Raw genomic sequence first — 13,987 nt, 5'->3', positions numbered from 1 at the left:
CAGTCTGGTAGCTCGTCGGGCTCATAACCCGAAGGTCGTTGGTTCAAATCCAGCTCCCGCAACCAAATTCGAAAAAACCACTCTCTTGAGTGGTTTTTTTTTGCCCTGAATTTGACCCGGTTCAGATCCAGACGGTGCGAACTCTGTGGCTACAAGAGCTACAAAGGTTGGTACAGAGCTTTTTTTATCTGTACAAGGCTTGGCAAACCGCGCGCGACCAGTAATCTGACGCGCGTTCCTGTCTAGAGGAGTTTGCATGACTGCACCTGATCCAGCCAAAGAGGTCTCCTCGAAGCCGGCATCCCCTGCGGACCACCCTGTTTCGCCCCCTCAGGCGCTGCCCTGGCGCCTCCTGGAGCGCCTGACGGCCTACCGGCAACCCATCGAACTGGGTCTGACGCTGGTGTTGTTCGCCGCCGCCCTGGTGGTCTGCTGGCATCTGCTGAGCAGCATCGATGGCGAAGCTCTCCACGATGCCCTTCACGATATTCCCCACTCCTCCCTGATCGGCGCGCTGATCGCCGCCGCCGCCGGCTTCACCATCCTGCTCGGCTACGAGTGGTCGGCCATGCGCTTCGCCGACGTCAAGCTGCCGGCACGCGCCTGGACCATGGGCGGCCTTACCGCCTTCGCCATCGGCAATGCGGTTGGCCTGTCCATGCTGTCCGGTGGGTCGGTGCGTTATCGCCTCTATGCCCGCCAGGGCCTCAGCGCCCTGGAAGTGGCGCAGATGACGGTGTTTTCGAGCCTGGCGCTGGGCACCGCGCTGCCACCCCTGGCGGCCATCGCCGCCCTGACCAATCTGCCGGCGTCCACCCAGGCCCTGCGCGTTCCGGAAGCGGTGATCATCACCGTGTCCGCGCTGATCCTTATCGGCTATGCCGTCGGCATCCTGGCCCTGCGCCGCTGGCGGGTGCCCGAGCAGCCCTGCGCCCACGCCCTGCACTTCCGCATCGGCAAGCGCGCCCTGCGCCTGCCGACCCTGCGGCTGTCCGTGCTGCAGCTGGTGATCACCATCCTCGACGTGACCGCCGCCTCGATGGTGCTCTATCTGCTGCTGCCCACAGCGCCGCCCTTCGGTGCCTTCCTGCTGGTCTACCTGCTGGCGCTGGCCGCCGGGGTGCTCAGTCACGTTCCGGGCGGTGTCGGCGTGTTCGAGGCTGTCCTGCTGGCGGCCTTCGCCAACGAGCTGGGCGCCGCCCAGTTGGCCGCGGCGCTCGTGGTCTACCGGCTGTTCTATGTGCTGCTGCCCTTCGTCATCGCCTGCCTGGTGCTGCTGTTCAGCGAAGGCCGCCGCCTGCTGTCGAACAGTCCGGCCGTACGGGTCGCCTCCGGTCTGGCGGCACCCATCCTCGCCATCCTGGTTTTTTTTTCTGGGGTGGTACTGCTTTTTTCTGGGGTCACCCCTGAAATAGACACCCGCCTGGAGGGCATGGATTTTCTGCTGCCCCAGCGGTTGATCGATGCCTCCCACCTGGGCGCGAGCCTGATCGGCGTCGTCTGTCTATTGCTGGCGCAGGGATTGCGCCGGCGCCTCTCCGCGGCTTGGGCGGTGACCTTGGTCTTGCTGTTGCTGGGCTGCCTGCTGTCCCTGTTGAAGGGTTTCGACTGGGAGGAAGCCTCCATTCTGGCGATCACGGCCGCGCTGCTCGCCATCTTCCGCAAATCCTTCTATCGCCGCAGCCGGCTGATGGAACAGCCCTTCTCGCCGCTGTACGTGACCGCCAGCATCTGCGTGGTCGCCGCCTCGGTGTGGCTGCTGCTGTTCGCCTATCAGGACGTGCCCTACGACACCCGCCTTTGGTGGCAATTCGCGCTGGATGCCGATGCCCCACGCGGCCTGCGTGCCGCCCTGGGCAGTTCGGTCCTGCTGCTGATCATCGCCCTGGGCTGGCTGCTGCGCGCCGCGCCGCCGCCGATCGAAGCCCCCACCAGCGCCGAGCTCGAGCGGGCCTTCGGCATCGTGCGCAAATCCAGTCAGCCGGATGGCGGCCTGGTGATGACCGGTGACAAGGCCCTGCTCTTCCACGACAGCGACGATGCCTTCCTGATGTACGGACGACGGGGCCGCAGTCTGATCGCCCTCTTCGATCCCATCGGCCGCTCCCAGCCTCGCGCCGAGCTGATTTGGAAATTCCGCGATCTCTGCGACCTGCACCATGCCCGGCCGGTGTTCTATCAGGTGCGGGCGGAGAACCTGCCGTTCTACATGGACATCGGTCTCACGGCGCTCAAGCTTGGAGAAGAGGCCCGGGTGGACCTGCATGCCTTCGATCTCGACAGCAAGGGCAAGAAGGACCTGAGATACACCTGGAATCGCGGCCAGCGCGACGGCCTGGCGATCGAATTCCACGCCCCGGGCGAAGCGCCGCTGGACGAGCTCAAGGCCATCTCCGACGTCTGGCTGGAGAGCAAGCAGGTGCGCGAGAAGGGCTTCTCCCTGGGTCGTTTCGATCCTACCTACCTCAAGCACTTTCGTATCGCCGTGGTGCGTTTCCAGGACAAGGCGGTGGCCTTCGCCAACCTGCTGGAAACCGAACGCCCCGACCTGGCCAGCATCGACCTGATGCGGGTCACCGCGGATGCGCCCAAGCAGACCATGGAATTCCTCATGCTGGGGCTGATCCTGCACTTCAAGGCTGCCGGCTTCGCCCGCTTCTCCCTGGGCATGGTCCCGCTGGCCGGTCTGCACCCCCGTCGTGGCGCCCCCATCACCCAGCGCCTGGGGGCCATGGTGTTCAGGCGTGGCGAACAGTTCTATAACTTCCAAGGGCTGCGTCGCTTCAAGGACAAGTTCGATCCGGAATGGGAACCGCGCTACATGGCGGTGCCCGCCGGCTTGGATCCCCTGGTCGCCTTCGCCGATACCGCCGCCCTAATCGCCGGGGGTTATACCGGCCTGGTCAAACGTTGAGACTCCTATGCTGAAACGTGCACTCGCAGTACTGCTCGTCATCCTGCTGATCGCTGGAGGTCTGGGCTGGTGGTGGCTCCATCGCTGGCCGTCGGCGCCCCAGGTCAAGGTCCTGGAACAGCCGGATGGCCGCCTGCTGACCATGGCCGCACCCAAGGGCGAGCCGCATGCCCGCGTGGTCCTGGCCACGCCTTCGGACCTGCAACTGGCGGATGCCGACCTGCTGGGCCTGGCGACCAACACCGGCGCCGAGATCGTCCAGTACGAGGTCAGGGTCGCCAACAGCTGCCAGGCGCAGAACGACGACTTCACCCAGGCGGCCAAGCAGCTGAGTGGCGCCCCGACCTTCGTCGGCGGCATCGGTCCGGGCGCCGCCCGGGCCTGGCGCTGGCTGACGACCCAGGACAACCCGAAGGCGGCGGCCCTGAGCGTAGGCTTCAATCTGGAAACCCTGGATTGCCCCGACGCCCTGCCGGCCAAGGCGGCCGCTGGCCAATGGCACATCGCCTGGAACGATCATCCAACCGACGATTCGGCCATCTTCGTGCGTCAGCAGAGCAATGCCGACCTGACCATCGCCGACTATGGCACTGCCCTGCCGGTGGTGCTGCGCACCCAGCTGAAGAATCGCCTGCTGGGCCAGCACAACGACATCCCGACCATCGAGATGCCGGCCGATCCGGACGTCAAGCCCGGCCATCCCGACGTGGTGACCATCTTCTATTCCGGCGACGGCGGCTGGCGCGACATCGACCGGCTCTCGGCCCAGGCCATGAACGAGGCCGGTTATCCGGTCGTCGGCGTGGATTCCCTGCGCTACTTCTGGCAGCACAAAAGTCCCGAGCAGGTCGCCGCCGACCTCACCAACCTGATGCAGGAATACCGCGAGAAGTGGAACGCCAAGCACTTCGTGCTGGCTGGCTACTCCTTCGGCGCCGACATCCTGCCAGCGGTCTACAACCGCCTGCCCAAGGCGGATCAGGACCAGGTGACCTCGCTGCTGCTGCTGGCCTTCAGTCGCAAGAGCAACTTCGAGATCGCCGTGGAGGGCTGGTTGGGCAAGCCGGGTGACGAAGCCGATACCCTGCCGGAAACCAGCAGGATTCCCGCCGCCAAGCTGTTCTGCGTCTATGGCGAGGAAGAGAAGGACGACAGCGGCTGCACCCAACCGGGTCAGCCGGGCGAGAAGCTGGGCCGCCCGGGCGGTCACCACTTCGACGAGAACTACGACAAGCTGGCCGACTTCATGGTTAAGGCCATCGAGGCCCGTACGCCGCAATAGCGTATCTCGTCCGGGCCTGCGGGCCCGGACGAACGGCCGGAACAAGGGGCCGGTCTCCAGCAGTCTATGGCTGCAATAGCCACGGAGACCCCCGACATGAGCACACCGCTTTCCGCCGATGCCGCCAGCAAGATCCTGGTGGATGCCTTCCAACCCCTTGGCTGCGTGGTGTCGTCCGGTGCGGACGGCCATGACCTGGCCCTGGGCGTGGTCGATGCCCAGGGCAAGACGCTCTACACCGAAGAACAGCTCAGCGAGGGCGACTACAGCGATCCCCTGCGCCTGGCCGGCTACATAGGCACGGTGCGCAGCGAGCTGGAAGGCCGTGGGCAGACCCTCGACAGCTGGCAGATGCCGTTCATCACCGATCCCGACGCCTTGCCGCCACCGGTGTTCAACTAGACAAAGAAAAGGCCCCTGCTGGGGCCTTTTTTCTGGCTGCGTCGGACTAGATCTCGACCTGGGTACCCAGTTCGATCACCCGGTTCACCGGCAGCTTGAAGAATCTCAGGTTGCCGTTGGCGTTCTTCATCAGGAAGACGAAGAGATTCTCCCGCCAGGGCGCCATGCCCAGCCGCTTGGAAGCGATCACCGTCTCCCGGCTGAGGAAGTAGGTGGTACGCATCGGGGTGAAATCCAGCCCTGGATAGGGGCAATGGCTGAGCGCCAGGGGAATGTCCGGTTCGTCCATGAAGCCATAGTGCAAGACCACCCGATAGAAGCCGTCGCCGAAGTCCTCGACCTCGATGCGCTCGCCGCGCGATACCCGCGGACGGTCCTCGTAGCGCACCGTGAGCAGCACCACCTGCTCGTGCAGCACCTGGTTGTGCAGCAGGTTGTGCAGCATGGCGTGGGGGACCACGTCGGTACGGGCGGTGAGGAACACCGCGGTGCCCTTGGCGCGGAACGGCGGCTGGGCGCGGATGCTGCTGATAAAGATCGGCAGCGGCAGGGCACCGTCGTCCAGGCGTTCCACCACCAGTTGCCGGCCCCTCTTCCAGGTGGTCAGCAGGATGAAGATGATGACACCGGCGATCACCGGGAAGGACCCGCCGGAGAGGATCTTCGGCGCATTGGCGGAGAAGTACAGCACGTCCACCAGCAGGAAGCCGATCAGCAGCGGCACCATGATCCAGCGCGGCCATTTCCACAGCAGCAGGATCACCGCCGACACCAGGCAGCTGGTGATCAGCATGGTCCCCGTCACGGCCACGCCGTAGGCTTCGGCCAGGTTGGCCGAGGACTGGAAGGTCAGGATCAGGAAGATCACCCCCAGCATCAACGCCCAGTTCATCAGCGGGATGTAGATCTGCCCCTGCTCCTGGCTGGAGGTGTGCTGGACCTGCATGCGCGGGATGTAGCCCAGCTGGATGGCCTGGCGGGTCATGGAGAAGGCCCCGGTGATCACCGCCTGGGAGGCGATGACGGTAGCCAGGGTCGCCAGGCCGATCATCGGCAGCAGCAGCCACTCAGGCGCCAGCAGATAGAAGGGATTGCGCACCGCCGCGGGATCGGCGAGCAGCAGCGCGCCCTGGCCGAAGTAGTTCAGCACCAGCCCTGGCAGCACCAGCAGCAGCCAGGCCCGGGCGATGGGCTTGCGCCCGAAGTGGCCCATGTCGGCATAGAGCGCTTCGGCGCCGGTCAGCGCCAGCACCGCCGCACCCAGCACGATGAAGCCCTTCACCGGATTGTCGACGAAGAATTGCACCGCCCAGTAGGGATTGAAGGCCTTGAGCACCTCGGGTTGCTGGACGATGCCATAGACACCCAGGGCTCCCAGGGTGGTGAACCAGAGCACCATCACCGGTCCGAAGAACTTGCCGATGGTGGCGGTCCCGCGCTTCTGGATGGCGAAGATGCCGACCAGGATCACCAGGGCAATGGGTACGACCCAGGCGTCCAGGCCATCGAAGGCCAGCTCCAGGCCCTCCACCGCCGACAGCACCGAGACCGCCGGGGTGATCATGCTGTCGCCGTAGAAGAGCGCGGCACCGAACAGCCCCAGCAGGACCAGGGTGGTGGCCAGCCGTGGCGAGCCCTGGGCGGCGCGGCGCGCCAGGGCCGTGAGGGCCATGATGCCGCCCTCGCCCTGGTTGTCGGCGCGCATGACGAAGGTGATGTACTTGAGGGTGACGACCCAGATGAGCGACCAGAAAATCAGCGACAGGATGCCGAGCACGCTGTCGTGATTCAGCGGCAGGCCGTAGTGCGGCGAAAAGACTTCCTTGAGGGTATAGAGAGGACTGGTGCCGATGTCGCCGTATACCACGCCGGTGGCGAGCACGATCATTCCCAAGGCCGAAGGGGCTTTACCACCGTGCTCGTGTTCCGGACGGCTCATGCAGGGCTCCTAGAGTCTAAAATCGGCGCATCCTGCGCCGAAGCGGCGTCAGGATCAAGTTGAAAAGGCCGGGAGCGTGGCGCGCGCAACCTCTCAGCGTAGCGCTTCCAGCACCATAGACTCCTTGGTCGGCAAAAAGCTCTGCGCGGTCGCCAGGACCCGCCTACCCCTTCCAAGCGGCGGCAGAGATGGCTAGAATCGCGCGTTTTTTGATCAAGGCGCCTCCTGAGCGCCCGCCGAGGTTAGCCCATGTCCATCCAAACGTCCGCCCCCAAGGTCGGTTTCGTCAGCCTCGGCTGTCCCAAGGCCACCGTCGATTCCGAACGCATCCTCACCCAGCTGCGCATGGAAGGCTACGAGATCGTGCCGACCTATGAAGACGCCGACGTGGTGGTGGTCAACACCTGCGGTTTCATCGACAGCGCCAAGGCCGAATCCCTGGACGCCATCGGCGAGGCCATCGCCGAGAACGGCAAGGTGATCGTCACCGGGTGCATGGGCGTGGACGAGGGCAACATCCGCGGCGTGCATCCCAGCGTGCTGGCGGTGACCGGGCCGCAGCAGTACGAGCAGGTGGTCAACGCCGTGCACGAGGTGGTGCCGCCGCAGCTGGAGCACAATCCGCTGATCGACCTGGTGCCGCCCCAGGGCATCAAGCTGACCCCGCGCCACTACGCCTACCTGAAGATTTCCGAGGGCTGCAACCACAGCTGCAGCTTCTGCATCATCCCCTCCATGCGCGGCAAGCTAGTCAGCCGCCCGGTGGGCGACGTGCTGTCCGAGGCCGAGCGGCTGGTCAAGGCGGGCGTCAAGGAGCTGCTGGTGATCTCCCAGGACACCAGCGCCTACGGCGTCGACCTCAAGTACCGGCTGGACTTCTGGAACGGCCAGCCGGTCAAGACGCGCATGCTGGAACTGTGCGAGGCGTTGTCGAGCATGGGCGTCTGGGTGCGCCTGCACTATGTCTACCCCTACCCCAATGTCGACGACGTCATTCCGCTGATGGCCGCCGGCAAGCTGCTGCCCTACCTGGACATCCCCTTCCAGCACGCCAGCCCCAAGGTACTCAAGTCCATGAAGCGCCCGGCGTTCGAGGACAAGACCCTGGCGCGCATCAAGCGCTGGCGCGAGATCTGCCCGGAGCTGACCATCCGCTCCACCTTCATTGTCGGCTTCCCCGGCGAGACCGAGGAAGACTTCCAGTACCTGCTGGACTGGCTCACCGAAGCCCAGCTGGATCGCGTCGGCTGCTTCCAGTACTCGCCGGTCGAAGGCGCACCCGCCAACGAACTGGGCCTGGAGCCGGTGGCGGACGAGGTCAAGCAGGCGCGCTGGGAGCGCTTCATGGCGCACCAGCAGGCCATTTCCGCGGCGCGCCTGCAGCTCAAGATCGGTCGCGAGATCGAGGTCTTGATCGACGAGGTGGACGAGCAAGGCGCCATCGGCCGTTCCTACGCCGATGCCCCGGAAATCGACGGCAACGTCTATGTCGACAGCGCCAATCCCCTCAAGCCGGGCGACAAGGTCTGGGTCCGGGTCACCGACGCCGACGAGTACGACCTCTGGGCAGAGACGCTCTGATCCCTGGCTAGTCGTGCAGACGGTGGGTGCCGGGCACATGGGCGTGTCCAGCCGCACTGCAACTGGCGGTAGTCGCTGACGGCGCCGCCGGCTGACCGAGTTCGCGCAGGATGCCGCAACGGTCGCCCTCGCCCTCTCCCTGGCAGTGACGCCTCAGGGTCACCAGTTGCTCGCGCAGCTGATTCAATTCGCGGATGCGCACCTCGACATGATGCAGATGAGCGCCGATCAGGGCATCCACCTGGGCACAGCCGGGTTCGCTGGTGTCGCGCAGGGCCAGCAAGGCGCGAATCTCCTCCAGCGTCATGTCCAGCGAACGGCAATGGCGGACGAAGACCAGACGCTCGACCTGAGTGTCGTCATAGCTGCGATAGTTGCTGCTGCTACGCGCTGCCGGGCTCAGCAGCCCCTCCCGCTCGTAGTAGCGGATGGTCTCGACCGCGCAATCGGTACGTCTGGCCAATTCGCCGATCTTCATAACTCGGTCTCGTTCCACTGACGGACGCCCAGCCTGCGCCGCCGGCCGCTACGGAGCAAGAGGCGACGGCGGTCGGGAGGGTGCTGAACGGCGGCTTTTCTCGGAGGGGTAGCAGGTGAGGCGAATCGCGCAGGGAAGTGGCTGAGACCTGCCTGGCGGCTGGCCAGACAGCACAACGCCCCGGCGACGAGTGGGTCGCCGGGGCGTCGAGACAGCCGCCAGACTAGTTGGCGTTGTTCTGGTAGAGCGCGGAGACCCGGTTCGGATGCTCCGACTGGAACTGCGTTTGCGCATTGACACGGATCGACTTGTTCGATGCGTCGCGGCTGGCTGCGGACGCGGTACCCGACAGCAAACCCAGGAACAGGACGGCGACGATAGCTTGGACACCCAGGACTTTCATAGCGAATACCTCTTGGTTGTGCTGTTTCGATAGACACAGCGTACTCCCGGTACTAATTCGCCAAAAAGAGCGCTTTGAGAGAGTGATCTTTACCTATAAGGAAAATATCGCATGGGAACTTCCAGACCTTTCCTGAGCGTCCGTCTTTCGGCCAAGGGCTCTGGTTCGGCTACCGCAGCTCCTTCAGGTGCTTTTCCAGCCCCATGGCACGGCCGGCACCGACACTGGTCAGCTGAAAGAAGCCGTAGTCTTCCAGATAGGTCCAGCGACTCCGCGGTCCGCTTCCCGTCTCGCCATGCTGGCACTCCAGGGTCTTGGCCCGCCCGTTGAGGCTGGCCAGCACCTTGCGTGCCTCGCCTTCGCTCACCACCTTGCAGGACAGCCGGATTTCGCGCTGCTCGGTGCCTTTGAGATTGCCGGTCAGGGATTGCCGCGCCTGATAGCCGACCTGGCTACCCACGGCAAGGGCGCGCCAGTCGCCGCTGAAGCTCAGCTGGTCCAGGCTGGCCACCTCTTCCACCGGCAGATTGCCGTTGTCGATACGGGTACGGCGGACCAGATCGATCAGCCCGCGCCAGTTGAGCGAATCGACCCGGGCCGCCTTGCCCTGGGCACTGAAGCGCAGCAGTCCGGGCTGCGGGCCGGGGCTGACCTGCACTTCTTCGCGATAGGCATGGGTCTGGCCTTCGTAGCGACTTTCGCCCTCCTCCACGAAGCGCTGGACGGCCAAACGCGGCGCGGGTAACGCCTGCGCCTTCAGCGCCTGCAGGGGCTGTGCCTGCGGCACGGGCAATTCGCCGAGGGGCGGTGGTGCGGCCGGTGCGGTGTTGGCAGCCTTGACCCCATCCAGGCGTGGCGTGGCCAGCAAGGCGTCCCGACGATCACAGGCGGCTTCCAGCAGCATCCGCCGCTCGACCGGCGCCGCCGTGAAGGCCTCCTGGCCCTGGGCGCCCAGCTGGCTGTCGGTCACCCGCCCGCGATCGTCCAGGCCGTAGCGCGCCAGCAGCAGGTAACGACGCGCCGTGCAATCGGCGGCCAGGGATTCGCGCCACTGACGCACCGGAGCACCATAGCGCGGCGTCTGCACCGCCACGGCCAGTTGCTGACCGCCCCAGAAGCGGCGTATTCCGTTGGCATCCACCAGGCTGTTACGGTCGATCACCAGGGTGTCACCCCCAGGGCCACTGGCGAGGGCGCGCCAGTCGGTGTTGGCCGGCTGGGCGCAGAGCGCCGCCACATCAGGGCGCTGCTTGAGCGTCGCCACCTTGGCAGCGCTCAGCGGCAGGGGCGCGGCATAGGCATTCACCCGTCCGGGATAGACCCGCTGAGCACCCTCGAGGTAGAGCAGTTCGGCCTGGTCGGCCGCGCAATCCAGAGACACCAGGGCAGAACCGCCCTCTGCCAGGGCGAGCGCCAGCTGCAGGCGTGAACCCTCGCGCAGAACGCTTTCGGCGATGACCGGACGGGCGAAGAGATCATCGGCACTGGTCGGGGGCTCGACCGGCGGCTGCTGGGTGCTGCAGCCAGCCAGTAGCGACAGCAGGCAAAGGGCGGAAAGACGGCTGGAGATCATGAATCCTCTCGACAGGGAACCGCGAAAGATGTCGCGAACAGCAAATTGACCTGAACGAAATGCGTCTGGCGCGGATCAATAAAGGAAGCATGCCGCTTGGCATGACCTCCCCCGTTTCCCCACACGAGGTGCATTTATGAATACCGATCAGATCATAGGCAATGCCAAGGACGCTACCGGCAAGGTCCAGGACAGTTTCGGCGCAGCGACCGGCAACGCCGACTGGCAAGCCGAGGGCAAGGCCCGTCAACTGGAAGGCAAGCTGCAGGAGCAATATGGCCAGGCCATCGACTGCGCACGCAATGTGACCGCCGACAAGCCCTTCACTGCCCTGGCCATCGCTGGCGGTGTCGGTTTCGTGCTGGGCGTACTGCTTTCGCGCTCCTGATCGGAGACGCCGGGCTGGCCACTGCGCCAGCTCCACAGCAAAAAGGCCTGTCTAGACAGGCCTTTTTGCTGTGGAGTCCATTAACGTTCCAGCGTTACCAGGTGCTTGTGTACCGCATCCACGATTTCGCCGATGTTGAACGGTTTCTGGAACACCGCATCGAACAGCTCCGAACTCTCCTGGGCCAGGTGCGCCTGAGCCCCGCTCATGAGGATGATGGGGAGGTGTTGCAGACCCTGGCGTTCGCGTAAGGCTTCCGCCAGTTCGCGGCCATTCATCACCGGCATCATGAAGTCGGTGATGACCAGCGATGGTAGTTCTCGATCGAAGACATCAAGCGCGCGGCGACCGTTGCTCGCCTTGACCACCATGTAGCCTTCGTCTTCTAGGGCGAAGGCCAGGATGTCCGCTATCAGAAATTCGTCATCGACTACCAGTATCGTCGTCATCTGGAGATTCTCCCACCCGACGCGATCATGGTTGTGTTGAGGGCATGGCTGAACCTGAAAGTACCTTCACCATGTCTTTGAATGCCTTTTTGAGTTCTATTCCCGAATCGTTAATCACCAGCTCACACAGTGAAGGATCGTAGATGCTGTCCCTGACCTTGAGAATGGACAGCACTCGCTTGATCTCAGCCTCAGCCTCGATGAATCGCAGCAAAATCAGATTGTCCACCATGCTGGAAAGTTCGGGCGCCGGCGCGGCTATATCAGCGCCGAAGACGTCGCGCAGTTCCCAGGTCGCTAAAACTGTGACGCCCTCGGTACGCAGCTCGTTCAGTAACGCGCTGAAGTATTCGATGAGCCGTCCTTGCGGCAAGGCGAAGCGGGCAATGGCGCCAAGGCTATCGATCACCAATCGCTTGATGCCGTGCTCCCTGACCATTGCCAGCAACTTGATTCCCACCTCGTCGAGACGCATTTCGGTGGTGGGTTGCCAGTGCAGGTGCAGGGCTCCCTCGTCGATGCGACTCGCCAGATCCACGCCTAGGGCGCTCGCCTTGAGCAGCAGCCGCTCCGGGGGTTCATAGAAGCCAACCATCAGGGCGGGCGCTTCCGGCGTGCAGGCGGCCAGGAAGTTGAGGCTGATGGAGGTCTTGCCAGCGCCCGAAGGACCCATGATCAGGGTGGTCGAACTTTCCGGCAGCCCGTTTCTGATCATTGCATCGAGCGACGCCATGCCACTGGGCACCCGCCGATGACCGATCCGGTAGGTCGAGCCCGCCGAAGGATCGCGATACAGCGTCTCCAGGCGTGGAAACACGGTGATGCCGGCATCGGAGATGGTGAATTCGTGGAAACCCGGCAATGCACCGCTGCCGCGGGTCTTGCGCAGGGCCAGGCGGCGGATGGTACGACTGCCGATCTCTTCCTCGTGCAAGTCCAGCACGCCATCGACCATCGTGTGTTCCGGGCTGCCATCTTCGAGACGCGCGCTGGTGAGAAAGATCACCGTGCAACCGGCAAAGGCCGCATGCCCCTGCAACTCGGCGATGAACTTCTTGGTGTCGATGGGCGTTTCCGCCCGTGAGCGCGCATTGAGCAGGCCATCCACTACCAGCAGACTGGCCTTCTGCCGGCTGATCTCGCGCCGCAGGAGACGCACCACCTCGTCCAGGCCCTCGCCTTCCATGGTGTCGAAGGCACTCAGGTACTGGACCTGGTCACCGATGCAGGAGCGGTCGAAGAAATCCAGCGTGGAAAAGAACTGAAACATCCGCTCGTGGGTTTCCGAGAGCATGGTCGCGAAGAGCACTCGCCCACCGCCGCGCACATGATTGAAGGCGATCTGGTTGGCCATGATCGATTTGCCGGAACCCGGACGGCCCTGGATGACATAGGACGCGCCTGCGACCAGGCCTCCCTTCAAGATCTCATCCAGCCCCTGGATACCGGTTACGACGCGCTCGAGTCGATTCAAGAACGATGCCCCAAACTGATGGTGTGTCTGGACGCCCACCCTGGGCGTCCGGTCCTTCGCAGCAAGAGCCTATAAGGGTGCTGCACAAATAGCCAGCTAGAGGGCCTGGCCTCAGCCGCGTTTGCGAATCAGTCCTTCCTGGGCCACCGAGGCCACCAGTTGACCGGCGCGGTTGTAGATGCTGCCACGACACAGGCCCCGGGCACCGCCGGCCCAGGGGCTGTCGATGGCGTAAAGCAGCCAGTCGTCGAGGCGGAAATCGCGGTGGAACCAGACCGCATGATCGAGGCTGGCGATCTGCAGCGAGCGGTCCCAGAAACTGGTGCCATGGGGCAGCAGCGAACTGGGCAGCAGATTGAAGTCCGAGGCATAGGCCAGCAGGTAGCGGTGCAGCGCCGGCTGGTCCGGCAAATCGCCCGTGGCGCGGAACCAGACGTGGCGGACCGGCTCGGTGGGCTCCGGCTTGAAGGGATCGGTAAAGACCACCGGGCGCATCTCGATCGGCCGTGGCCCCAGCAGCTTGTCGCGCAGCGGCGCGGGGATCAGCTCGGCATAGCGCTGGGCATGGGCGATCTCCGACTGCAGGGTCTCGGGTGCGGGCACCTCCGGCATGGTCGTCTGGTGCTCGAAGCCAGGCTCCTCGATATGGAAGGAGGCGCTGCAGAAGAAGATCGGCTGCTCGCCCTGGAAGGCGGTGACCCGGCGGGTGGAAAAGCTGCCGCCATCACGGATGCGATCTACCTGGTAGGTCACCGCCTCCACCGCCGAACCGGCGCGCAGGAAGTACCCGTGCAGGGAATGCACACGGCGCTCCACCGGCACGGTCTGGCTGGCCGCCGACAGCGCCTGCCCCAGCACCTGTCCACCAAAGAGCTGGGGAAAGCCGAGATCCTGGCTGCCGCCGCGATACAGATCGGGGGCCAGGGATTCGAGGGTCAGCAGATCGACCAGGTTGTCCAGCACCTTGCTCATGAGGAGGGTTCCTTGACAGAGAGCGATCATCATACGCAAAACCGGTCAAATCCTGTGCGTTCGCCGTGCTTCCAGACACATTGCTCATCGTATGACGATAACTGGTGGAGCTTGTGGCCGCATAAGCGGTCA

General features: G+C 64.4%; 12 protein-coding genes. 5 read left to right on the top strand and 7 right to left on the bottom strand.

Annotated features, from left to right (window positions below):
- Nucleotides 1–256: 256 nt before the first annotated feature.
- The 3 genes from mprF to GSQ95_RS11365 all read left to right on the top strand — a co-directional run bounded on the left by mprF (nucleotide 257) and on the right by GSQ95_RS11365 (nucleotide 4,598).
- Complete coding sequence (mprF, locus tag GSQ95_RS11375; protein WP_256664554.1) at nucleotides 257–2,914, top strand: bifunctional lysylphosphatidylglycerol flippase/synthetase MprF; 2,658 nt, start codon at nucleotides 257–259, stop codon at nucleotides 2,912–2,914.
- 7 nt (nucleotides 2,915–2,921) lie between these two features.
- Nucleotides 2,922–4,196 carry a virulence factor family protein gene (locus tag GSQ95_RS11370; RefSeq protein ID WP_158891211.1) on the top strand — a complete coding sequence of 425 codons (1,275 nt, stop codon included), beginning with the start codon at nucleotides 2,922–2,924 and terminating at the stop codon, nucleotides 4,194–4,196.
- Nucleotides 4,197–4,292: 96 nt separating this feature from the next.
- The gene (locus GSQ95_RS11365) at nucleotides 4,293–4,598 is read left to right on the top strand and encodes a hypothetical protein (RefSeq protein WP_158891213.1); all 306 of its coding nucleotides are present in this window, start codon (nucleotides 4,293–4,295) and stop codon (nucleotides 4,596–4,598) included.
- Between the two features lie 46 nt (nucleotides 4,599–4,644).
- Here the strand turns inward: GSQ95_RS11365 and GSQ95_RS11360 are convergent, their stop codons facing one another.
- Nucleotides 4,645–6,486 (bottom strand): potassium transporter Kup, encoded by a 1,842-nt coding sequence (locus GSQ95_RS11360; RefSeq protein WP_133861257.1) that lies wholly within the window; start codon nucleotides 6,484–6,486, stop codon nucleotides 4,645–4,647.
- Between the two features lie 306 nt (nucleotides 6,487–6,792).
- Between GSQ95_RS11360 and rimO the strand changes: the two genes are divergently transcribed.
- A complete protein-coding gene (gene rimO / locus GSQ95_RS11355; protein ID WP_158891262.1) occupies nucleotides 6,793–8,118 on the top strand; it encodes a 30S ribosomal protein S12 methylthiotransferase RimO in 1,326 nt (441 codons plus the stop codon).
- A 7-nt stretch (nucleotides 8,119–8,125) separates the two neighbouring features.
- On the opposite strand, the gene cadR is transcribed toward rimO, so the two are convergent.
- The 3 genes from cadR to GSQ95_RS11340 form a co-directional block, all read right to left on the bottom strand.
- Complete coding sequence (cadR, locus tag GSQ95_RS11350; RefSeq protein ID WP_133861122.1) at nucleotides 8,126–8,596, bottom strand: Cd(II)/Pb(II)-responsive transcriptional regulator; 471 nt, start codon at nucleotides 8,594–8,596, stop codon at nucleotides 8,126–8,128.
- 223 nt (nucleotides 8,597–8,819) lie between these two features.
- Nucleotides 8,820–8,999 carry a hypothetical protein gene (locus GSQ95_RS11345; protein ID WP_158891215.1) on the bottom strand — a complete coding sequence of 60 codons (180 nt, stop codon included), beginning with the start codon at nucleotides 8,997–8,999 and terminating at the stop codon, nucleotides 8,820–8,822.
- 169 nt (nucleotides 9,000–9,168) lie between these two features.
- Nucleotides 9,169–10,572 carry a hypothetical protein gene (locus GSQ95_RS11340; RefSeq protein ID WP_158891217.1) on the bottom strand — a complete coding sequence of 468 codons (1,404 nt, stop codon included), beginning with the start codon at nucleotides 10,570–10,572 and terminating at the stop codon, nucleotides 9,169–9,171.
- Between the two features lie 136 nt (nucleotides 10,573–10,708).
- Here GSQ95_RS11340 and GSQ95_RS11335 point away from each other — a divergent pair, with 136 nt between their 5' ends.
- On the top strand, nucleotides 10,709–10,960 hold the full coding sequence (locus GSQ95_RS11335) for a CsbD family protein (protein WP_017642209.1): 252 nt from the start codon (nucleotides 10,709–10,711) through the stop codon (nucleotides 10,958–10,960).
- Nucleotides 10,961–11,040: 80 nt separating this feature from the next.
- Here GSQ95_RS11335 and GSQ95_RS11330 read toward each other — a convergent pair whose 3' ends face one another.
- From GSQ95_RS11330 to tesB, 3 genes are all read right to left on the bottom strand, one after another.
- Nucleotides 11,041–11,409: a response regulator gene (locus tag GSQ95_RS11330; protein WP_133861125.1), complete on the bottom strand. Its 369-nt coding sequence runs from the start codon at nucleotides 11,407–11,409 to the stop codon at nucleotides 11,041–11,043.
- 25 nt (nucleotides 11,410–11,434) lie between these two features.
- Entirely contained in the window at nucleotides 11,435–12,883 is a 1,449-nt protein-coding gene (locus tag GSQ95_RS11325) for an ATPase domain-containing protein (protein WP_158891264.1), read from the bottom strand.
- Between the two features lie 111 nt (nucleotides 12,884–12,994).
- Nucleotides 12,995–13,855, bottom strand: a complete 861-nt coding sequence (tesB, locus tag GSQ95_RS11320) for an acyl-CoA thioesterase II (RefSeq protein ID WP_158891219.1) — start codon at nucleotides 13,853–13,855, stop codon at nucleotides 12,995–12,997.
- Nucleotides 13,856–13,987: the final 132 nt, after the last annotated feature.

Source organism: Pseudomonas sp. BAV 4579 (genome assembly GCF_009765395.1).
In the GTDB taxonomy this organism is placed as follows: Bacteria; Pseudomonadota; Gammaproteobacteria; order Pseudomonadales; family Pseudomonadaceae; genus Chryseomonas; species Chryseomonas aestiva.
Note: the sequence above shows the minus strand (reverse complement) of the source record. Positions and strands in the feature narration are given on the sequence as shown.

What these genes read in the sequence shown, in the direction of transcription:
- GSQ95_RS11335 (WP_017642209.1), top strand. Translation starts at nt 10,709, where the DNA reads ATGAATACCGATCAGATCATAGGCAATGCCAAGGACGCTACCGGCAAG.
- GSQ95_RS11340 (WP_158891217.1), bottom strand. Translation starts at nt 10,572, where the DNA reads ATGATCTCCAGCCGTCTTTCCGCCCTTTGCCTGCTGTCGCTACTGGCT.
- mprF (WP_256664554.1), top strand. Translation starts at nt 257, where the DNA reads ATGACTGCACCTGATCCAGCCAAAGAGGTCTCCTCGAAGCCGGCATCC.
- GSQ95_RS11330 (WP_133861125.1), bottom strand. Translation starts at nt 11,409, where the DNA reads ATGACGACGATACTGGTAGTCGATGACGAATTTCTGATAGCGGACATC.
- cadR (WP_133861122.1), bottom strand. Translation starts at nt 8,596, where the DNA reads ATGAAGATCGGCGAATTGGCCAGACGTACCGATTGCGCGGTCGAGACC.
- tesB (WP_158891219.1), bottom strand. Translation starts at nt 13,855, where the DNA reads ATGAGCAAGGTGCTGGACAACCTGGTCGATCTGCTGACCCTCGAATCC.
- GSQ95_RS11365 (WP_158891213.1), top strand. Translation starts at nt 4,293, where the DNA reads ATGAGCACACCGCTTTCCGCCGATGCCGCCAGCAAGATCCTGGTGGAT.
- GSQ95_RS11345 (WP_158891215.1), bottom strand. Translation starts at nt 8,999, where the DNA reads ATGAAAGTCCTGGGTGTCCAAGCTATCGTCGCCGTCCTGTTCCTGGGT.
- GSQ95_RS11370 (WP_158891211.1), top strand. Translation starts at nt 2,922, where the DNA reads ATGCTGAAACGTGCACTCGCAGTACTGCTCGTCATCCTGCTGATCGCT.
- GSQ95_RS11360 (WP_133861257.1), bottom strand. Translation starts at nt 6,486, where the DNA reads ATGATCGTGCTCGCCACCGGCGTGGTATACGGCGACATCGGCACCAGT.